At 36.0% G+C, this 21,508-nt stretch carries 16 protein-coding genes; 1 reads left to right on the forward strand and 15 read right to left on the reverse strand.

Annotated features, from left to right (window positions below; genetic code table 11):
- Positions 1-542: 542 nt before the first annotated feature.
- From ACKI3H_RS09535 to pth, 14 genes are all read right to left on the reverse strand, one after another.
- A complete protein-coding gene (locus ACKI3H_RS09535) occupies positions 543-1,724 on the reverse strand; it encodes an AI-2E family transporter (RefSeq protein WP_407372016.1) in 1,182 nt (393 codons plus the stop codon).
- Positions 1,725-1,856: 132 nt separating this feature from the next.
- Positions 1,857-3,356 carry a lysine--tRNA ligase gene (gene lysS, locus ACKI3H_RS09540; RefSeq protein WP_407372017.1) on the reverse strand — a complete coding sequence of 500 codons (1,500 nt, stop codon included), beginning with the start codon at positions 3,354-3,356 and terminating at the stop codon, positions 1,857-1,859.
- 301 nt (positions 3,357-3,657) lie between these two features.
- Complete coding sequence (cysK, locus tag ACKI3H_RS09545; RefSeq protein ID WP_407372018.1) at positions 3,658-4,587, reverse strand: cysteine synthase A; 930 nt, start codon at positions 4,585-4,587, stop codon at positions 3,658-3,660.
- A gap of 147 nt (positions 4,588-4,734) precedes the next feature.
- On the reverse strand, positions 4,735-5,616 hold the full coding sequence (gene hslO / locus ACKI3H_RS09550; protein WP_407372019.1) for an Hsp33 family molecular chaperone HslO: 882 nt from the start codon (positions 5,614-5,616) through the stop codon (positions 4,735-4,737).
- Between the two features lie 96 nt (positions 5,617-5,712).
- Positions 5,713-7,872, reverse strand: coding sequence for an ATP-dependent zinc metalloprotease FtsH (ftsH, locus tag ACKI3H_RS09555; protein ID WP_407372020.1), 2,160 nt, complete (start codon positions 7,870-7,872; stop codon positions 5,713-5,715).
- Between the two features lie 104 nt (positions 7,873-7,976).
- Positions 7,977-8,522 (reverse strand): hypoxanthine phosphoribosyltransferase, encoded by a 546-nt coding sequence (hpt, locus tag ACKI3H_RS09560; protein ID WP_407372174.1) that lies wholly within the window; start codon positions 8,520-8,522, stop codon positions 7,977-7,979.
- Positions 8,523-8,551: 29 nt separating this feature from the next.
- Positions 8,552-9,955 (reverse strand): tRNA lysidine(34) synthetase TilS, encoded by a 1,404-nt coding sequence (gene tilS / locus ACKI3H_RS09565; protein WP_407372021.1) that lies wholly within the window; start codon positions 9,953-9,955, stop codon positions 8,552-8,554.
- A gap of 113 nt (positions 9,956-10,068) precedes the next feature.
- Positions 10,069-10,566: a S1 domain-containing RNA-binding protein gene (locus tag ACKI3H_RS09570; RefSeq protein WP_035021167.1), complete on the reverse strand. Its 498-nt coding sequence runs from the start codon at positions 10,564-10,566 to the stop codon at positions 10,069-10,071.
- A 125-nt stretch (positions 10,567-10,691) separates the two neighbouring features.
- Positions 10,692-11,105, reverse strand: a complete 414-nt coding sequence (locus tag ACKI3H_RS09575; protein WP_407372022.1) for an FtsB family cell division protein — start codon at positions 11,103-11,105, stop codon at positions 10,692-10,694.
- Between the two features lie 143 nt (positions 11,106-11,248).
- Complete coding sequence (locus ACKI3H_RS09580; protein ID WP_407372023.1) at positions 11,249-11,518, reverse strand: RNA-binding S4 domain-containing protein; 270 nt, start codon at positions 11,516-11,518, stop codon at positions 11,249-11,251.
- On the reverse strand, positions 11,515-12,570 hold the full coding sequence (locus tag ACKI3H_RS09585) for a MazG nucleotide pyrophosphohydrolase domain-containing protein (protein ID WP_407372024.1): 1,056 nt from the start codon (positions 12,568-12,570) through the stop codon (positions 11,515-11,517). The genes ACKI3H_RS09580 and ACKI3H_RS09585 overlap by 4 nt, the downstream gene beginning before the upstream one ends.
- A 10-nt stretch (positions 12,571-12,580) precedes the next feature.
- Positions 12,581-14,227: an oligosaccharide flippase family protein gene (locus tag ACKI3H_RS09590; protein ID WP_407372025.1), complete on the reverse strand. Its 1,647-nt coding sequence runs from the start codon at positions 14,225-14,227 to the stop codon at positions 12,581-12,583.
- Between the two features lie 3 nt (positions 14,228-14,230).
- Positions 14,231-17,752 carry a transcription-repair coupling factor gene (gene mfd, locus ACKI3H_RS09595; protein WP_407372026.1) on the reverse strand — a complete coding sequence of 1,174 codons (3,522 nt, stop codon included), beginning with the start codon at positions 17,750-17,752 and terminating at the stop codon, positions 14,231-14,233.
- Between the two features lie 118 nt (positions 17,753-17,870).
- Positions 17,871-18,446, reverse strand: coding sequence for an aminoacyl-tRNA hydrolase (gene pth, locus ACKI3H_RS09600; protein WP_407372027.1), 576 nt, complete (start codon positions 18,444-18,446; stop codon positions 17,871-17,873).
- Between the two features lie 645 nt (positions 18,447-19,091).
- Here pth and ACKI3H_RS09605 point away from each other — a divergent pair.
- The gene (locus tag ACKI3H_RS09605) at positions 19,092-20,066 is read left to right on the forward strand and encodes an L-lactate dehydrogenase (protein ID WP_407372028.1); all 975 of its coding nucleotides are present in this window, start codon (positions 19,092-19,094) and stop codon (positions 20,064-20,066) included.
- A 78-nt stretch (positions 20,067-20,144) separates the two neighbouring features.
- Here ACKI3H_RS09605 and ACKI3H_RS09610 read toward each other — a convergent pair whose 3' ends face one another.
- Positions 20,145-21,488, reverse strand: coding sequence for a M20 family metallopeptidase (locus ACKI3H_RS09610; RefSeq protein ID WP_407372029.1), 1,344 nt, complete (start codon positions 21,486-21,488; stop codon positions 20,145-20,147).
- Positions 21,489-21,508 lie beyond the last annotated feature (20 nt).

A 21,508-nucleotide genomic window follows, 5' to 3' on the forward strand; every position in this document is an offset into this window, starting at 1 on the left:
CTTAGCACTGCTAAGTCACCCTCACATTTGGTTCGTCTTACTTTGTTTAGTTTTCAAAGGTCTAAAGCGTGTTGTTTCGTTTGTGACAACTCATTAATAATAGCATCTAGCGAATCATCTGTCAACAACTTTTTTAATTTTCTTTTCCGCTGTGTCGGTTTGTTTCAACCTGTCTCAGCGACATGTATTAATATAACAGGGATTCAGAGTATCGTCAATATCTTTCGACTAAAATTTAAAAAGAATTTTTAGAAGCGAACTTTCAAAATCACTACCTTTATCCGCAAGCGTTATTTTTCATCAAACAACGAATGAATATACTGCATTTTTTAATAATGTTCAATTTGAATGATTTTTCATTTTTTTACATATTTATCCTTTTTTGCTTAAAATGTACTTATTACAAAAGTTATTTTAAAACCTTTATATAGCCACCTATCAAAAAAGATCCTTTTCCCTATTACTTAATAGAGTTAAAGGATCTTTTTTGATATATAAATCTCTTATTTCTGATTTTATTAACTTTCTTAGAAATTTTACAATTATTTTTTTTCTTGATATTTATCTGGAGTAAATTCTGTATTTTCATAATTACCTGCTTCATCGCCATAATACTTGTTATAGCGTCGTTTAAATTTCCGGAATACGAATGTTGCCAACACTCTTGAAATAGCATAAATCGGTACTCCTAAAATTAAACCAACAAAACCAAGTAAATCTCCTAAAACAAGTAAGACAATGATTATCGTCAATGGATGGACGTTTAAGTTCTTACCCATAATATTTGGCTCAATTACGTTTCCGTCTACGAACTGCACGACTACCCAGACGATGATCAATTTAAGAACCATAAACCATGAAATAGTAAATGCTACGATTATAGCTGGTATCATTGCAAGCGTTGCACCTATATATGGAACAATACTTGTAAAGGTTACTACTATAGCCAATATCCCTGAGTATTCTAAACCAATGATCGTAAAACCAATAAACATCATGATCCCAAGGGAAAGCGAGATCATTAATTGTCCTTTAATATACGACCCTACTTGCTCATTGATTGTTGCAAAGATATTTTTTGTATCTTTTCTAAATTTTGGTGGAATAATATTAAGCACATAGTTAAAAAACTTTTCATCATCTTTCAATAGAAAAAAGACGATGATTGGAAATGTTACGATTACGACTACTACGTTTGAAACCGTAGAGAAAATACTTGTTAATCCACTTACCGCTGTATCAAAATAACTGACAACGACACTTGGTAGATTACTTACCCAACCATCCAGCCATTCTATAAAATCACTTGCCGCACTTTCTAATGGTGTATTCGCTACCCAGCTTAGGATAGTTCTTCCCATTGAATCTACATAGGAAGGAAAATTACTAACCAAACTTGTTACTTGCTCTTGTATTGGAGGAAATGCTAATGCTACCAAACCAGCTAAAATACCAATAATGGAAAAAAATAAAATGATTACTCCCCAAATTCGCTTTATTTTATGTCTTTCCATCCAGTCAACAACAGGATTTAGTAGATAATAAAAAATGAACGCTAAGATCAGTGGAGCTACTAAAGTAGAAAAGATAACTTTTAACGGTTCAAAAATAAAAGAAATAGCGTTATAAATATAGATGATTATCCCTAACATGATAAGAATCAGCAGGGTAAAGAGAATATTAGTGCCACCCAGATAATTCATAAATTTTGTTTTCTCTTTCATTAGATACCTCCTTGTTTTTTTGAGTTACTGTAGTGATGCAAATTTATGTAACATAATCTATTGCTCCTTTATTTTAAACTACTTTATATCTAAAGTAAAAAAAAGCAATCTCTTTAAAGAGATTGCTTTTTTTTATTGATTACGCATTGTTGGAAATAATAGTACATCTCGAATAGATTGAGCATCTGTTAATAACATCACTAAACGGTCGATTCCAATTCCTAATCCACCTGTTGGAGGCATACCATACTCTAAAGATTCTAAGAAATCTTCATCAATCATATGGGCTTCATCATTTCCTAATGCACGTTCTTTCATTTGTGCTTCAAAACGTTCTCTTTGATCTATCGGATCATTTAATTCACTAAAGGCATTTCCATATTCATGTCCTACGATAAAAGCTTCAAAACGATCCGTAAATCGAGGATCTTCTGTGTTTTTCTTAGCTAATGGTGAAATTTCTAAAGGATGTCCGTAGATAAATGTCGGTTGAATCAATTTATCCTCTACAAATTTTTCAAAAAATTCATTTACCACATGACCAAACTGACTATGTTCAGTTACAGGAACATCATGTTCTTTAGCTAATACACGAGCTTCTTCATCTGTCATGTGTTGCCAAAAATCTACGCCTGAATGTTCTTTTATCGCATCAACCATATGTTGCCTTTTCCAAGAAGACTCTAAATCAATCGCTTGTCCATTGTACGTAATTTGCCCTGTACCTAATACACGTTGTGCTACGGTTCGAATCAATCCCTCAACTAAGTCCATTACATCTTCAAAGTCAGTATAAGCAGTATAAGCTTCTAACATTGTAAACTCTGGATTATGAGTTGTGTCAACTCCTTCATTACGGAACACTCGACCAATTTCATAAACCTTTTCCATTCCACCAACGATTAATCGTTTCAAATGCAGTTCAAGAGCTATACGCAAATAAAGTTCCATATCTAAAGCATTGTGGTGTGTAATGAATGGACGCGCAGCAGCTCCACCGGCTAAATTGTGAAGCGTTGGAGTTTCTACTTCTAAGTAATCTTGTTCATTCAAATAGTTACGAACTTCGCGAATGATTTGGCTGCGTTTTGTAAAACGGTCAAAACTTTCACGATTGCTAATCAAGTCCAAGTAACGTTGGCGATAACGTTGCTCAACATTTGTCAACCCATGATATTTATCTGGCAAAGGACGTAAAGCTTTTGAAAGTTGAGTGATAGAAGTTGGCTTGATGGTCACTTCACCCGTATCAGTTTTCATAATTGTTCCAGTAACCCCAATAAAGTCTCCTAAATCTGCATTTTTAAACGTCTCATAATCTTCTTCGCCAACAGTATCTTTACGAACATAAATTTGAATTTGTCCTTTACGATCTTGTAAGTGAGCAAACCCAACTTTACCTTTACCGCGTTTCGTCATAATTCGACCTGCAACAGTTGCCGTATCTTCTTTTTCAGCTATTTCTTCTTTAGTAAATTCATCATACGCTTCATGTAATTCATTAGATAGGTGCGTTCTTTCGAAACGTCCACCAAAAGGATCCACCTTACGCTCACGTAAGGTATCAAGCTTTTCACGGCGGACAATCAATTGATCATTTAATTCTTCATGGTTTATTTCTTCGTGGCTCATTATTTCCGCTCCATTTCTGTTATAAATTCGTTCGTACTCAAATCATCACTCTTAATAATGCCAACATAACGAAAAAAAAGCAAGGAAATTACAAATGTTCTCATGCATTTTCCCAACTTTTTTTATTTCACTTTCTAATTTAACAACTAAATTAAGTGTTTTTCAGTTCACGTTCTTTTAATTTTGACATTTAGATTTCCTATAAAAATTTTATAAGTGGTCTATTAACATATTTCATAACCTAATTAAAGAAGAAAAAAAGGGTTGAGACTTTAGCGACTCAACCCTTTACTTGATTTCATTAATCTACGTATGGAAAAACTGCCGTTGACAGGTAACGTTCTCCATTGTCTGGTGCCACAGTAATGACTTTTTTACCTTGCCCTAATTTTATTGCCACATCAATCGCCCCTTTAATAGCAGCTCCTGAAGAAATACCAACCAATAAACCTTCTTCAGCAGCTAAACGACGTGTCATTTCAAAGGCTTCATCACTTGAAACTTGTAACACTTCGTCATAGATAACCGTATCTAACACGTTAGGCACAAACCCTGTACCGATACCCTGTATTTTATGTGGTCCTTTAGCTCCACCACTTAGAACAGGCGATTCTGTCGGCTCTAAAGCATAGATTTTAACAGTAGGATTTGCTTTTTTTAATACTTGACCAACACCAGTTAATGTTCCCCCAGTACCAACTGCTGAAACAAATGCATCTGGTGCCACTCCACCAAAAGCTTCTAAAATCTCTGGACCAGTAGTAGCAGCATGTACGGCAGGATTAGCAATATTTTCAAATTGCATAGGCATAAAATAAGCTTTTGATTCTGCAAGCTCTTTCGCTTTGTTAATTGATCCAGTTATTCCATCCGCTCCTGGCGTTAGAATAAGTTCTGCACCGTATGCTTTCAATAACTTTCTACGTTCTATACTCATTGTATCAGGCATAACAAAAATAGCTTTGTAGCCTTTTGCAGCTGCGATCATTGCTAAACCAACTCCAGTATTTCCACTTGTCGGCTCTATAATTGTAGTGCCCGGTTTTAATTCACCTTCTTGTTCCGCTACTTCGATCATATTTAACGCAATACGATCTTTCACACTCCCACCAACGTTAAATGATTCGAGTTTTACGTAAACCTCCGCTGCATCTGCAGGAACGACTTTTGTTAAACGAATAATAGGGGTTTCTCCTATTAAATCCGTTACAGAATGAACTACTTTTACCATATAATGTTACCTCCTAAAATTAAGTTCTTTATCTTTTTAGTTTAAAGTTTATCGCTTACAATATCAAGCACAATGGTTTATTTGTTAAATGTGCATAAAAAAAACCTAGACAGTAAATCGTTCTTTACCGTCTGAGGCCTAATTGTATTAATTTTTTGAACTTTCTTTTAATTCTTCTAATTCTTCAACAGTATATTGATAATGTTTGCCACAGAAATGACAACTAGCTTCTGCACCTTGATCCTCAGTGATCATATCATCAATCTCTTTTCCACCTAAAGCAATGATTGCTCTAGCGAAACGATCTTTTGAACAATCACACTTGAATGCTACAGGAGATTTTTCTAAAATTTTAGCATTGCCTTTGCCTACTAAACGTTCCAGAATCTCTTCAGGCTTTTCTCCACTATCCATTAAATGAGATACCATAGGAATGGATGCAATACTTTCTTCTAGTTTAACAATGGTTTCCTCAGTTGCACCTGGCATAACTTGAATCATGAAACCGCCAGCTGTTTTTATCGATTCATCAGTGTCTACAAGAACACTTAATCCAAATGCTGAAGGTGTTTGTTCAGAATTCGCCATGTAATAAGTGAAATCTTCTCCTAATTCTCCACTAACAAGAGGAACTTGACCTGCAAATGTATCCTTCATTCCAAGATCTTTCGTTACAGTCAATGTACCTTGAGTACCAACTGCTCCACGGACGTCAATTTTCCCTGCATCATTCAATTCCAAACTTACTTTCGGATTAGCAATATATCCTTTTACTTCACCTTTTCCGTTACTGTCTACTATAATATGTCCAGCTGGACCATCACCTTCAACTTTAACCGTGATTTTCTCATTTCCTTTTAAAGTAGCGCCCAACAATAATGCTCCGATCATTGTACGACCTAATGCTGCTGATGATGCGCTCCATGTATCATGTCTTTGTTGTGCTTCTCTCACTGTTTCAGTTGCATCAATTGTATACACACGTACTTGCCCATCAAAACATATACTTTTCAATAAATAATCTGACATTCTTTTAATCCCCTTTTATTTTTTAATAAGTGAAAATCCAGTACAAAAGAGGGACGCAACATGGTCGCATCCCTCTTTTAATTTTCGTTTGTTAGATTACGAACGTTTTGAAGAATCATCTTCTGATTTATCTTCTGAATCTTTATCAAAATCAAGATCATCGTCTGTGCCTAGTTCTTTTTTAACTTCATCAACGATATCTCCATTTTCGATTGCCTTTTTAGCTTCAGCTTCTTCTTCTTGCTCTTTTTTCAAACGAGCAGCTTCTTTAGCTTCACGAGCTTTTTTTACCTCTTCGAAAGAAGCACCTTCTGCTTCATGTGGAAATTCTTCTTTCGAACCATTAGTAGCTGGAGGCATTTCGCCTGTTTCAAACAAACTCTTAATCGTACGTTCATCTAATGTTTCAATCTCAAGAAGTTTTTCAGCAATTAATTTGTGCTCTGCTTTGTATTGTTCCAAGATTCTACGAGCTTCAGTATGAGCTTCAACAATAATACGACGAACTTCTTGATCAATTTCATAAGCAATTTGTTCAGAATAAGCTTTAGTTTGACCATAATCGCGTCCTACAAATACTTGATGATTTCCTTCGTATTGAACAGGACCTAATTTTTCACTCATACCATATTCGGTAACCATACTACGAGCTAACTGAGTTGCTTGTTGGAAGTCATTGCTTGCTCCAGATGATTGAGAATTAAATACCATCTCTTCAGCTACACGTCCACCTAACAAACCAACAATTTGTTCAAACATTTCTTTTTTAGTCATTAAGAAGCGATCTTCTTTAGGAAGCATGATTGCGTATCCGCCAGCTTTCCCACGAGGTACAATCGTAACTTTATGAACGACACGTGCATCATTTAGAACCATTCCGACAATTGTATGTCCAGATTCATGATAAGCAACCATTGCACGTTCTGTTTTGCTAATGACACGATCTTTTTTAGCTGGACCAGCAATAACGCGGTCTTGTGCTTCATCAAGATCAAGTGCATCAATTTCTTTTTTATTCCGGCGAGCTGCCACTAGAGCTGACTCATTTAACAAGTTTTCTAAATCTGCTCCAGAGAATCCTGGAGTTTGTCTTGCTACAACTGCTAAGTCAACATCAGGCGCTAAAGGTTTGTTTTTAGCATGTACTTTCAAGATAGCTTCACGACCCTTAACATCAGGACGACCCACTAAAATTTGGCGGTCAAAACGACCTGGACGTAATAACGCTGGATCTAAGACGTCGGAACGGTTTGTAGCAGCAATGACGATAACTCCTTCATTTCCTGCAAAACCATCCATTTCAACTAGCAATTGATTTAATGTTTGCTCACGTTCGTCATGTCCGCCACCCATTCCTGCTCCACGTTGACGACCAACTGCATCGATCTCATCAATAAAGATAATTGCTGGCGCTGCTTTTTTAGCATTTTCAAACAAATCACGTACACGACTTGCCCCTACCCCAACAAACATTTCAACGAATTCTGAACCTGAGATTGAGAAGAATGGTACTCCTGCTTCTCCGGCAACAGCTTTCGCAAGTAACGTTTTACCCGTTCCTGGAGGTCCTTCTAACAAGACACCTGCTGGAATGCGAGCTCCTAAAGCGGCAAAACGTCTAGGATCTTTCAAGAACTCTACTACTTCTACAAGCTCTTCTTTTTCTTCGTCTGCTCCTGCTACATCAGAGAAACGAACTTTACTAGCTTTGCTGTCTGCTTCTTTAGCTTTTGATTTACCGAAGTTCATCACGCCACGTCCACCTTGACCGCCTCCACCTTGACCACTTTGTCCCATCATCATATATATAAAGAAAACAAAAATAACTAAAGGTAATACTGAAATCAGTAACGTAACCCATATACCGGTTGTTTCTTCTTGTTGCGGTGTATATTCAATATTTTTTTCATCTGCTATTGCTGTAATCTCTTGTACAGAGGAGTCATTTTGCAGAATAGCTGTTGTAAATGTTGTATTTGCTGTTTCTGTTGTTCCAAAAATATCAACACCCTGACTAGAACTTTCCTCTGCAGGTTGTTCTTCTCGATACTCACCAGTAATTTGGTACACTCCAGCGTTAGGCTGAATCGTAAATGATTTTATTTTATTCTCTTCTAATTGCGTAACGAATTCGCTAGCTGAAAGGGTTGTACTATTCTGTCCTGAGTTTCCACCGGTTGCCCAAGTTACAATTCCTATTATGACTAAGAAAACGATCGCATAGAAGAACCCATTTTTAAAGAGTCCTTTTTTCATTGTGCCCTCCTTCTACAAACAAACTTTTTAAGTTCAATTCTGTATTTTATTGTAAATGATTCTTAATTTTATTAATTGTAACATATTTGACCAACATTGACCATTTATTTCTCTTCGTAAATTTCAGGTTTTAAAACTCCGATATATGGTAAGTTCCGATATCTTTCGGCATAATCCAATCCATAACCAACCACAAATTCATTGGGAACTAAGAATCCAACATAATCCGCTTTAATATCTACAACGCGACCTTCTGGTTTATCTAATAATGTGACGATTCTTACTGATCGAGCTTTACGGTATTTAAACATATCTATCAGGTAGTTTAGTGTACGTCCGCTATCAATAATGTCTTCTACTAACAACAAATCACGGCCCTCAACAGTTGTATTTAAGTCCTTCACTATTTTCACTTCACCTGATGAAACTGTTCCATTCCCGTAACTTGAAACATCCATAAAATCCATTTCTAAATAAATATCCATTTCTTTTACAAGATCAGATAAAAAAGGCATAGCTCCCTTTAGGATGCCGACTACTAGTGGGTTCTTATCTTGGTAGTCTTCTGTCAATTGCTTACCTAGTTCTCTTGTCTTTTCAGCTAATTCATCCTGTGAAAAAAGCACGCGTTCAATATCATTTTTCATTATTTAAGTTCTCCTTTTCATCACGTCTACTCTTATTTACTTTCATAAATGAGTATGTAATGTATTTTATCAGTTTCTGGCTCAATAGACAATCTTGATTCCTTATATTCTACTAACCAAATAATTTCTTCGTTGCTATCTGTTACTAAAACGGCTTCTTCTCGTTTATTTCGCGGGATTTTTTGATCAATAAACAAATCCTTAATTTTTTTGCTCCCTGTCTCTAATCCTTTTAACGTCATACGGTCTCCTGGCTTTCGATTCCTAATCTGTAATGGCAGCTGAATACTTTCTGGATTTAACCAGACAACTTTTTGTGCATGACCTACATCTATCGATTTTTTTGTAGCTTCAAATAGTCCTATCTTTGCTCCATTGGGTAGAGAGAGCCACTCTCCTAGATTCAACGAATAACTATCTTGTATTTTTTTAGTAGTAACTTCTTGTTCATCTTCTTTAAAAAAGTAAAACTTATGATACATTTTTTGACCGACCCAACTTCCAGGTAAGTTTAATTGACTATTTGGCTTATCTTTTTCGATTAATTCAATTATTTGCACTTGATGCTTTCTGCCAATTTCACTAACTTCTTTATGAAATATTTTGTTAAATAAAATCTGCATTACTTGACGTTTCATTGCAGGTTCAAAGGTTAAAAACAAGGGTAGATTCAATTCCCAACAATAGCGTCCCTTTTGAAGGCAGACATTCGCTGTTTGCTTTTCAATTTCCTTTTCAGCTATTGTGATTACGTCTTGCAGATCAGATGAAAAATTCGCAAAATGAGTTAATACTTGTGTGTTTTCCTTTTTTAGCAATGGAATGATTTGGTGTCTGTAACGATTTCTTGTATACTCCAAGCTGTTATTTGACTCATCTTCATAAAAAGACACTGACCGTTCTTGACTATATTGATAGAGTGTTTTTTTACTATACTCTAGCAATGGCCGAGTCAGTTGTTTCCCGTAAAAGGTTCTGTTCTTTTTTATTCCTGCAATACTTCCTAATTGACCACCACGAACTAACCTCATTAAAATAGTTTCCATTTGATCATCCCCATGATGCCCAGTAAGTAGATGTGTAGCTTTTTGTTCTTTCAACACTTCATGAAAAAAAGCATATCTAAACTCCCTAGCTGCTACCTCTACTCCTTCAATAGGATGTTCCACTTCAGGCCATCTTTTAAAAAAAAATGGTATTTTATTAGTCGTACAGTAATGAGAAAGAAATTTTTCTTCTTCTATAGAAGCTTGTCTTAATTGGTGGTTTACGTGGACAACTCCAAACCAAGGTCTGATGGAATGCGGTAATCGCTGAATCAAATCTACTAATACCATAGAATCGACGCCACCAGATACAGCTAGCAGCAAACGATCCGTTGATTTCCAATAGAGATTGTTTTGACAGCGTTCTAAAAAATCAAAATATATATCCATTTTAACTGCTCCTTTACGTTCAATCTGGTCATTCTGGTGATTACTAGATAGACTCAACTCTCTTGAGTACAACATAAAAAAGGATAAGTTTCCTTATCCTTCATCGTTATTTTTTAGTTACGGCGCCCGCCACGTCCACCGCGTTTGCCTTCTGTGTTACGTTTAAGAGAAGTTAAGCGATCATCACTGTCTTTTAAGAATGAACTCATCAATGAATCAAAATCTTCTTTCTTCGGACCAGCATTTCTTGATCCTCGGTCTGTTTTTTGGTAACCAGTACTACTGCGACTTGGACTGCTGCTTTCACGACGCCCTTGGTAACTGCTGCTACTGCTGCTGGTTCTTTCGCGAGATGGAGCAGTTGTTTCAACCGGTTTATCTACAGCACGTCTAATAGAAAGTCCAATTTTACCGTCATCTCCAATAGACATTACTTTAACAGTAACTTGTTCTCCTACTTTTAACACGTCTTTGATATCCTTGATAAAGCTATCTGAAACTTCACTAATGTGAACTAACCCTGTTTTTCTATCACCTAAATCGATGAACGCACCAAAATTCGTAATTCCTGAAACAGTACCTGTAACTTTTTCTCCAACTTCAATCGACATATAAAATTGCTTCCTCCTTAAAACTTGTACGGTTATTATACCATGTTATCTTGTGACATAAAACGATTATTTAATTTATTAAACCTAAAATTACTCTACTAAACGATTCCCATTTATTAATTTGGTTATTCTTCAGAATTAGGTGTTTTTTCAATTTCATTAGCTGCATTGTCTTCAGGTAAACTAAAAATAATTTCATTCTCTTCAGATAAATAATACTGACTACGGGCTACTTTAGCAACATAATCTTCATCTTCTAACTTTTTAATTTGATTATTTAAATTTTCTTGTTTTTTTTCAACTAGCTTTAGTTCGTTTTGAGCTTCTTTTTTTTCTTGCTCCATTTGAGAGATTGTTTGAGTATTTGTCCATATGTTGATGGCAAATCCTGAAACAAAGAAACAGCTAATAGCAAGAATACCAGCGATTCTTCTGCGCATGTGACGTTTGAGTTTGCGTTCTCGAAGTGCTTGAAGTGTTTTGTTATGTGTGTATTCATTAGTTAATTTAGCTACATTCGTTTGGTTTTCTTTCTTCATAAAAACGATTCACCTTCTATTCTCACTTTATGAAATGATTATAGCAAGAAAGCAGTTACTTTGTCTATCTATCAGCTAAAATACACTAACTATTTTTTAGCTATACCTCTAAAAAGGAAGTTGGTTAAACCATTTTTGTAGATTTAGTTAGTTGGTTCTTCCCTATATGTTTCGCTAAGAATGCTAAACATTTCTTTTGATTCATCCTTTTTAGTTGTCTCAACGATTTTATCAATCTTAACGACTAACGTTTTATTTCCAAATGCGATCGTTAATTCATCACCTACTTTTACATCTGAAGAAGATTTAGCCGGTATACCATTAATTTGAATACGGCCTTTATCTGCTACTTCTTTTGCAATCGTACGACGTTTAATAATTCGAGATACTTTCAAAAATTTATCTAATCTCATTCCTTATTCCTCTTTTCTTCTGCTTTTATTTTTTGCCAAATTGCGTCGACTTCTTCTGGTGTTTCTGCTTTAACGCCATCAAAAACATGAGGGTGACGTCGCCGAAGCTTCTTATTCAAGGTCTCAATCACTTCTTCAAATGAAAAGTATCCTGTCTGCTCACCAAAATTTGTATGGTAGAGCACTTGCATTAAGACATCGCCTAACTCTTCTACCATATTATCAATATCCTTATTTTCGACTGCTGCTTTAAATTCCAGTACTTCTTCTTCCATATAAGCAACTAAAGTCTCATGGTTTTGTTCTTTTATCCAAGCATCGCCGTTTTCTCCTGTAATAGCATCCATATAATGCTGGACGGTCTGAAATGATTTTGTTCGTTCATCTACTTCTAATGGAGGAACGTATAACGATGTTAAATTATGGACACCTTCCATGCGATCCAGTTCAAATAAGGGCAACCATTCTATTTTTTCATTCTTGCCCCCTGCTTCATGAACTAAAGCTACTGAATGTTCATCAGGGTATTTCTCCATTAAAGTTAATTTTACCTCACTTGCAATATACTCATTGAAAACTTGCATGACAATAATGTGCTGACTGACTTCCAATTGGTCTTGATTTAAACTTAATGCATCAACCAATTGAAATCCTTCCACTGGATCAATTTTTACTGCTTGAAAAAGATCGTCTAAAAAACTCTTCCCGCCTTTGATCTCAATCGAAATACCGGATTTATTTTCCAATAACAATTGAACGGATTTTTCAGCTACCATTGGATGTCCTGGAACAGCATAAATAATATCTTCTTTTTGAGCTGCTAGTAGCAATTCTTTGACAATCGTCTTATAAACATCTTCGAATTGATTGTTCCCTTCATAAATTGCATCAAATGATTGAAAAATCAGCCCGTCTTGCTCTAAATCTTTCACAACTGGATGTAACTTAGTTCGTAAATACAACGGCTGTTCTTTCTTCAACAATTGATACACTCCAAAAGGAAGTTGTTCAATGTCTCCCGGACCAAGCCCAACCACTTTAATTTTCCCCATTCAGTTCTGCCTACTTTCTTAACATTTTTTTACCAAACGGAAGAGACAACCATTCACGAATCGTTAACACGTTACATTTTATCATTAGCCATAAAAAGACCCCAATACCTGTAACGCCACCTAGTACTGTGTAACCAAAAGCGGCTAATCGATTCTCTTCTATTAAGGCACTATTTCCAAACCATTTCATCTCGAACCATACTATAATAGCCATTACACCACAACTGAACAGCAATTTCCATCCAAAACTTTTTTCCGTTAAACTTTCCTTTATTTCTTTAGGTAAATCCCACCACATAATGATTAAGATAACCAATAAACCGATTATAGTTGCTCCACTTGAGCCAAGTGTTCCAAATTGTTCAACGAGCCACTCGTTCAATACTATTTTTATGCCTAATCCAATCAGCAAGCCGATTAAAGCCACTTGATGTTTATTTTGACTTTGAAAAATAGCATTGTAAGCTCCAATTAATGATGTTAAAAAAATGGATACGCTGTATACGCTCAACACTAGACTTCCATCTGTATCGCCAAACAACACTAAATTTAAATACGGCATCAATACAATAATACCGGTAGTAGCTGCCATCGCAAAGGTCGCCGTTATCCGCATTAACGATTTTCCGGTGCGAATAAACGTTTTTCTATTCTGTTGGGCAAATGATTGACTCAGTAAAGGAATCAAACTTGCAGAAAAAGCGGTAGCGACTACCATCCCTAATTGGACAAGTGGTTGACCACGGTCATAGATTCCTTTTAAGTTTTTCGCCTCAAAAGGATTCAATCCATTTTCTACTAATCCATTATAAAGTGTAAACGAATCGATCAGCTGCATAAGAATGAGTAATGCACTCAGTAAACACATGGTGACACCTTCTGTAGCAAATCGTTTTGCAATAGTCGCGTAGTTAACTGTTTCAGGAATCGGACTTACTTCTGTATTTCGCTCTGACGTAAAAGACCGTTGCTTAAACAGGGCTACACCTAAAATAATGCAAGCAACTAGACCCGCTACCCAAGAACTACTCATAGCAATGGTCCCCATTTGGTACTCGTCCCATTGACTGCGCGTATACACATAAGCGGCGACCAAGATCACAGCCACCCGTACAAATTGTTCTCCCACTTGAGAGACAGCTGTTGGCAGCATACGAAAGGTTCCTTGGAAATAACCACGACTGACCGCTAAAAACGGGATTAGCAAAAACAACCACGAAACGGTTTGAATAATTGGTTCTAAATTAGCATCGCCCATCCAATTCGCAATCAGCTCCGCCGAAAAATAAATACCTAAGAAAAAGAATCCCGAAAGAATGCTTAATAAAATAAACGATTTTTTCAAGAGACTTTTTCGCTCATTCTCCGTAGATGTTTCAGCGACTAACTTGGATAAGAAAATCGGAAATCCACTTAAAGCTATAGTCATTGCAATGCCATATATCGGATAGATTTGTTGATATACATAAAACCCTGAATTCCCAACCATATTTTGAAAAGGAACACGGTAAACGGCACTTAATATTTTGGCAATAAAGGCCGCTGCCGATAGAATGATCGCCCCATTCATCATTTTTTTCATTTGTTGATTTTCCAATTTTCTGCCCTCGCTTATATGACCTAAATCAGCAATTTGTGCTTCTTTTTTTATGACCAAAGACTAGTCAGTCTCTTTTGAACGATAGTTAACAATATTTTGAGCAAACTTTTCAATGTATCCCAACCATTGATAGGTTGGTTCTTTTTTCAATTGTAGCGTAACCATTAAACGGTCTTTCTTGACAGCCACATTTGCTCTTAAAGGCACTTCACTTAACGATCTAAATACTTCTTCTGCCGGCAACGACTGAGTTCCTACAACAGAAAATGTTAACTCAACTTCATCGCCTGTTCGTTTGATTGTTTCTATCAGTGCACGTTCGCCATACATTTTGATTAATCCAATTGTTAACAAGTCTGCTACTTCATCTGCATACTCCCCAAAACGATCAATTAAATCATCCTGTAGTTCTACATATTGTTCGTGTGATTTCAATTCTCGGATTCGCTTGTAAATTTCAATTTTTTGACGTTCATCTTCTATATACGTACCTGGTAGATAAGCGTTTATTCCTAAATCAATTTCAACTTGTGTTTTTTCTTCTTTCGCGTCTATTCCTCGTTTACGGGCTACTGCTTCACTTAACATCTCAGAATACAAATCAAATCCAACTGAATCTATAAACCCATGTTGCTGTGCTCCTAATAGATTTCCAGCACCACGAATCGATAAGTCACGCATGGCGATCTTAAATCCTGAGCCTAGTTCAGTAAAATCTTTAATCGCTTGTAATCTTTTTTCACTGACTTCATTTAATACTTTATTTGGTTGATACAAGAAGTAGGCATACGCAACACGGTTACTTCTACCTACACGACCACGTAGTTGATACAATTGTGATAATCCCATATGATCTGCATTCTCTACAAACAACGTATTTACATTGGGCATATCGACACCAGTCTCAATGATCGTAGTGGTGACTAACATGTCGTATTCCCCTTCAATAAATTGCAGCAACGTGTTCTCAAGTTGTCCTTCTGTCATTTGCCCATGGGCATATCCAATTCTCGCGTCTGGAATCAGCTGTTGTAGTTCATCTACTTTTTTCTCAATCGTGGCTACTCGATTATATAAATAAAAAACTTGTCCGCCGCGTGCCATTTCTCGTTCCACAGCTTCACGTATTGCTCCTAGATTTTGTTCCATTACGTATGTCTGAACCGGATAACGATTTGCTGGTGGGGTTTCGATAACAGATAAGTCTCTTACACCTAGCATCGACATGTGGAGTGTTCGTGGAATAGGCGTTGCAGTCAAGGTTAGGACATCCACTTGCGCTTTTAATTGTTTTAGTTTCTCTTTATGCTTCACACCAAAGCGTTGTTCCTCATCTACTATCAGTAAACCGATATCTTGAAATTCAATATCTTTTGATAAAATACGGTGTGTTCCGACCACAATATCAACTTGTCCTTTTTTTAGACCTGCGATGGTTTCATTCTGCTGTTTTTTGGTTCGGAAACGACTCAATAAACCAATCTCAATTGGAAAATCAGCAAAGCGTTGCAACATCGTTTCATAATGCTGCTGCGCTAAAATAGTTGTTGGAACTAAAAAAGCTGCTTGTTTTCCTTCTTGGACAGCTTTAAAAATTGCCCGCATTGCTACTTCTGTTTTACCATATCCAACATCACCAACAAGTAAACGATCCATCGGTTTTTTCTGTTCCATATCATGTTTGATTTCAGCAGTACTACGCAATTGATCATCTGTTTCTGTATATGGAAAAGCATTCTCGAATTCCTCTTGATAAGCATCATCTGGAGAAAATGCATACCCTACTTCTTGTTCCCTGGCAGCGTATAGCTCAATGAGCTCATCCGCTATGTCTTCTATTTTAGTCGCCACTTTTTTCTTTGTTTTAGCCCACTCTGTTCCGCCTAATTTATTGACTCTTGGCGTTTTCGCTTCGGAAGAAACATATTTTTGCAATAAATTAAGTTGAGTTACAGGAATAAATAATTTCGCATCATCTTTATAAATGATTGACATATAATCTTGATGAATGCCATCAATTTCAAGAGTTTCCATTCCCGTATATTTTCCGATTCCGTGATTAACATGGACAACGTAATCCCCAGGATTCAGTTCGCTGTAACTTTTTAAGCGTTCTGCATTTGATAATGTTTGGCGTCTAGCAGTTTTCTTAGTGACTTTATTGAATAGCTCTCGTTCGGTAATGACTACCAGTTTATCAGTTGGCATCTCAAAACCTGACTGAACATACCCTTCAACGATTTGCACTTTTTCAAGTTCAATCCTAGCAGGCTTGACTATTTTACTCGTAATTTCAAAATCTTTGAACGTTTGATGTACTTTTTTAGCTCGATCAGCGTTTGGTACCATGATGATAATCGTATTTTTTTGTTTTATCCAACGATCCATCTCTGTTTTAAGTAACGGCATTTGACCAAAAAATTGCTGCATATTCCGATATTGAAAAGCATGAATGTGATTAAACCGAGTATTTCCCATTCCTTTTTGAAAAACTGCAAAGTATAAGATACTCGTGTTTAATGCTTTTAATTGATCACGAAAATTATTTGAAAAGACTTGATTTTGCAGAATACGTCGCTCACTTAGTTTACTGGTTACCCATTCCGCTTCTTCTTCACTTAAACGACGATCAGTATCCATTATTCTAGGATACTCATCCATCACAACTATTCCTTTTTTACTCATATAATCCAATACACTATTTTTTTCAGGGTAAATAAAATCTGTAAACATCGTTAATTCATCAATTGGTTCACCTTTTTGGAAAGCATCTGAAATAGGTGTCATTTGCTTGATAAACGTTTGTTTTTCGGAAGCATCTTGTATTAATCCTAGATTTCTTTCGACAGCTTTACTAAATATAGGCGCTGCAGCCTTTAATTGTTCTCTTGTATAAACGGTATCTGTTGCGGGAAGAATAGTTGCTTTTTCAATTGTTTGAATGGAACGTTGTGTAGCAGCATCAAAATAACGCAACGAATCAACTTCAGTATCAAACAAATCGATCCGAATCGGAAATTCTTCGGTTAGAGAATAAATATCGACAATTCCACCGCGAATACTAAATTCACCTGGACTGTTCACTAATTGTTGGCGATTATAACCCATGTCTACTAATCTTTGAGATAAATGAGTTAAGTCCAATTCGCCTCCTTGTTTGATCGTAAATTGAGCGGCCTGCCATATTTCTTTTGGCGGCAATAATTTACGCACACCCGCAAGAGGTACGATCACAACACCAAATTTTTCAGATAACAAAAAATCTAATGTTGCTACTCGTTCAGCTCTTGCCTCAGGTGAAGCTACAGACATTTCCGCATAGATCATTTCATCAACCGGAAAAAGGTGTAGTCGGTCTTCAGGTACCCAATCTGCAAAATCTTCCATCAACTGATTGGCATGAAATAAATTATGCGTCACAATAATAAATGGCTTTTTCTTTTCTGCTACTAACGTACTCAGGACTAACGTTCTTGCTGAACCAGATAATCCTGTTATCAATTGTGATTGATGTTGCTCTAGTTGATCTAGCAAAGCTTTGACATCAGGCGCATCAGCTAGTATTTTTTTTATGTCTCCCACTGTAAGAGCTCCTTCCAATCTATTTTTCCATTTACAAACTGATCATTAAAATGAACAAAAGAAGCTCAGAATTTTCTGGGCTTCATTGCTTTTTTTAATTTTACATTTTACTAATTGTTTATGCGTTCTTTTTCTTATTAAATTGATTCATAACCTCTAAATATGGATGTCCTTCTATCCAATACTCTAATGCTGCTACACTATCTTTAATGGTAATCAACAGTTCTTCGTGTTGATTCTTAGGAAAACCACTTAACACATGCTGTATAACGGTTTGTTTCCCCATTGGACGATCGATTCCAATTCGAATACGGTTGAAGTCTGATGTATCTATGTGTTGAATAATACTCTTAATCCCATTGTGTCCACCTGCACTGCCTTTTTGACGTAAGCGTAATTTTCCAACAGGCAAATCTAAGTCGTCGTAAATGACGACTAAGTCCTTTATCTCCACATTAAAATAATCCATTAACTGCCGAACAGCTCTTCCCGAATCATTCATAAATGTTTGCGGTTTTACTAAAAGAACTTTTTCTGTTCCAACAAATGCTTCTGCATACAGTGATTCAAATTTCGTTTTACTAAACTCCATGTTATGCTGAATCGCAAATTCATCCACTGCAATAAACCCAATATTGTGTTTTGTATTTTTATATTTTGCGCCAGGATTTCCCAAGCCAACAATCATTTTCATTATTTAGTACACTCCAGTTGATTATTTCACATTTCTTTTTAACTGTTCAACGAATATTAAGCATTTTTACGCAAAAAAGTGCCGCACGAAAAAATTCGTCCAGTAACAATTTTATATAGTATAACACAGTTCAATGAGTTTTTCTTTAATCTTTATGCCTATACTCTTCCAAATCGCCTCTTAAAAGACATCCAGGCTCTCCGTTCAAACTTTTTCATTTTATCTTTCTACTACATACTAATCAGTCAGTCGTTGTTATTCTCCTATTTCTTTTACTACCCATTAGTTTAAAAAGAACATTTCTTAACGGTTTTAATCTTTTTATTTTCAAATTATCATCTCTTCATCACTTTTCATTTTGAAATCCTGCATTTTAGTTGTATGATGTAAGCGAAAGTATATAAATGACTTTCGCTTACATCGTTACTTGATTCGGCCGAACGCGTTATCTAGTACAATTTGACAATTGAATTTGCTTGAAAGGGAAATATATTTTTTTTTTCACATAGTTACTTTGACAAAAAAAGCCTACAAATCAATCGTTGTCAGTTTGTATTTATTTTTGGAATTTCGATTTACAAAAAGTTTGTTAAGTGTTACACTATCTTTATTAAGAATCTTATTCATAAAGGAGTTTGTTGTATCATGACTAAACAAGAAGTAAAAGATCACCAAAAAGTAATTTTAATCGGAGATGGAGCAGTTGGTTCTAGTTATGCTTTTGCTCTAGTGACTCAAAATATTGCTCAAGAATTAGGAATCATCGATATTGATAAAGACAAAACCGAAGGAGACGCTATTGATTTATCAGATGCTTTAGCTTTTACTTCTCCTAAAAAAATCTATTCAGCAACTTATAGCGACTGCCATGACGCAGATATCGTTGTAATTACAGCCGGCGCAGCTCAAAAACCAGGTGAAACTCGATTAGACTTAGTACAAAAAAATCTAAAAATTTTCAAAAGTTTAGTTGGCCAAGTAATGGATAGTGGCTTTGATGGTATCTTTTTAGTAGCAACAAATCCTGTAGACATCTTAACTTATGCAACTTGGAAATTTTCTGGACTTCCTAAGAATCGCGTAATTGGATCAGGTACTTCATTAGATACAGCTCGTTTCCGTCAGGCTATCGCTGAACTAACTGGTGTTGATACACGTAACGTTCATAGCTATATTTTAGGTGAACACGGAGATACTGAGTTCCCTGTATGGTCTCATGCAAATATTGCTGGACTTAGCGTTACTGAGTGGATCAAAGATAATCCAAATACTGATGAACAAGCACTTGTCGATGTTTTCTTTAGTGTAAGAGATTCTGCATATAATATTATTCAGAAAAAGGGTGCGACCTTCTACGGTATTGCTGTATCACTTGCTCGGATTACAAAAGCCATCTTCAATGATGAAAATGCTGTCTTGCCTCTTTCAGTTTACTTGGACGGCGAATATGGACAAAAAGATTTATACATTGGTGCTCCAGCGATCATTAACAGACAAGGGATCCAACGTGTTATCGAGATTCCGCTAAATGATTCTGAAATTGATAAAATGAATTTATCTGCATCTACATTAAAAAAAGTTACTGCTGATGCATTTGAAGCGTTGGAAAAAGAAAATTAATAAGCATTTTAAGTAAAAAACAGGATTAGTATAAAACTAGTCCTGTTTTTTTATGATATTTTTTTTTGTTAATTATCTTTAGAAATCTTCACAACACAATTGAGCAATTGTTTCTGCATAAATGTCCATCGCCAAATACAACTCTTCTAATTTCATCCCTTCATTCTCTTGATGAGCTAGACTTTTTGTATAAGGGAAGTGAGCACCAAAAGCTACCATATTGGTCATTTTTCGAGCATAGGTTGCTCCGCCACTAGTAGTTGGTTCAGTTACGTCGCCTGTTTTATCACGATAGATAGCCATTAACGTTTGAACGAGCGGGCTTTCTTTAGGAATATACAATGATGGAACAGCGTCATATTCTTCATAAATCAATTTATATTCATTGGCTGTTTTCTCTAATAGTGAAGCCATATCTTCTATTGTGTACTTAACAGGAATTCGTAAATCTAAAACAATTTCAGAACTTGCTTCATCTATGTGAATACTACCTACATTAAAGGTTAGTTCTCCAGTTAACGCATCTTTAACTTCTCCAAAGATACTAAAGCCATTTGTTTCATCTGCAACTTTTTCTGCTAGAAAATTCACTGCTGGGTGAGTGTAATGAGCGGCTAAACCTTGTGCTAATTTATTTATAGCATTAATCCCAAGTTGGGCTGTGCTTGCATGAACAGCTTTTCCATTTACAGTAACCGTTTGATTAACTAGTAAATAATCTGTGCCTAATTTTTTTAACGTTTCGGCAATTTCGTTTGCATCTTGACCGATATAGCTTGCTTTTCCCGGAACAACATTTGATGCTTCACCACAATGTAAAACAAGCTCCTTACTTCCAGGTCCTATTAACTTAGCCTGCAGCAACCCTTTTTCTGCGAAAGTTAAAGGAAAGACACCATCAGGAACAAAGCCCATTGTAGGCGCTTCTTCGTTCAAGTTATACTGATCCATACAACGCCAAAGAGTCTCTTCATCTGTACCAAATATAAAACGAATCCGTTTATTAAAAGTCAAATCTGCATCAACCACTGCTTTAAATGCATAGAGCGCAGCAATTGTAGGGCCCTTATCATCTTGACTTCCACGACCATAGATAATACCATCCTTCACTACACCATTAAAAGGATTGGTTTTCCATAAGGATAGGTCCCCTTCAGGAACCACATCTAAATGACATAGGATTCCAACCAATTCTTCTCCTTGACCATAATCAGCATAACCATAAAAACCTTTAGGATCACTATATGTTGACATTCCTAAACTCTTACAAATTGCCAAAACTTCTTCTAAACTATCTGCAATTCCTTGGCCAAAAGGTGGATTTGTCGTACCATTTGATGTATTCACAGATGGTATAGCAATTAATTTCTGCAAGGCCAAAAGACTTTCTTTTTTATGTACTTCTTTAATCATAGAATCCATGCCGTAACTCCTTCTCACTT

The organism is Carnobacterium sp. (assembly GCF_045617425.1).
Classification (GTDB): domain Bacteria; phylum Bacillota; class Bacilli; order Lactobacillales; family Carnobacteriaceae; genus Carnobacterium_B.

Coding starts and splice junctions, on each gene's coding strand:
- ACKI3H_RS09535 (WP_407372016.1), bottom strand. CDS start 1,724: ATGAAAGAGAAAACAAAATTTATGAATTATCTGGGTGGCACTAATATT.
- lysS (WP_407372017.1), bottom strand. CDS start 3,356: ATGAGCCACGAAGAAATAAACCATGAAGAATTAAATGATCAATTGATT.
- cysK (WP_407372018.1), bottom strand. CDS start 4,587: ATGGTAAAAGTAGTTCATTCTGTAACGGATTTAATAGGAGAAACCCCT.
- hslO (WP_407372019.1), bottom strand. CDS start 5,616: ATGTCAGATTATTTATTGAAAAGTATATGTTTTGATGGGCAAGTACGT.
- ftsH (WP_407372020.1), bottom strand. CDS start 7,872: ATGAAAAAAGGACTCTTTAAAAATGGGTTCTTCTATGCGATCGTTTTC.
- tilS (WP_407372021.1), bottom strand. CDS start 9,955: ATGGATATATATTTTGATTTTTTAGAACGCTGTCAAAACAATCTCTAT.
- ACKI3H_RS09570 (WP_035021167.1), bottom strand. CDS start 10,566: ATGTCGATTGAAGTTGGAGAAAAAGTTACAGGTACTGTTTCAGGAATT.
- ACKI3H_RS09575 (WP_407372022.1), bottom strand. CDS start 11,105: ATGAAGAAAGAAAACCAAACGAATGTAGCTAAATTAACTAATGAATAC.
- ACKI3H_RS09580 (WP_407372023.1), bottom strand. CDS start 11,518: ATGAGATTAGATAAATTTTTGAAAGTATCTCGAATTATTAAACGTCGT.
- ACKI3H_RS09585 (WP_407372024.1), bottom strand. CDS start 12,570: ATGGGGAAAATTAAAGTGGTTGGGCTTGGTCCGGGAGACATTGAACAA.
- pth (WP_407372027.1), bottom strand. CDS start 18,446: ATGAAAATGATTGTTGGCTTGGGAAATCCTGGCGCAAAATATAAAAAT.
- ACKI3H_RS09605 (WP_407372028.1), top strand. CDS start 19,092: ATGACTAAACAAGAAGTAAAAGATCACCAAAAAGTAATTTTAATCGGA.
- ACKI3H_RS09610 (WP_407372029.1), bottom strand. CDS start 21,488: ATGGATTCTATGATTAAAGAAGTACATAAAAAAGAAAGTCTTTTGGCC.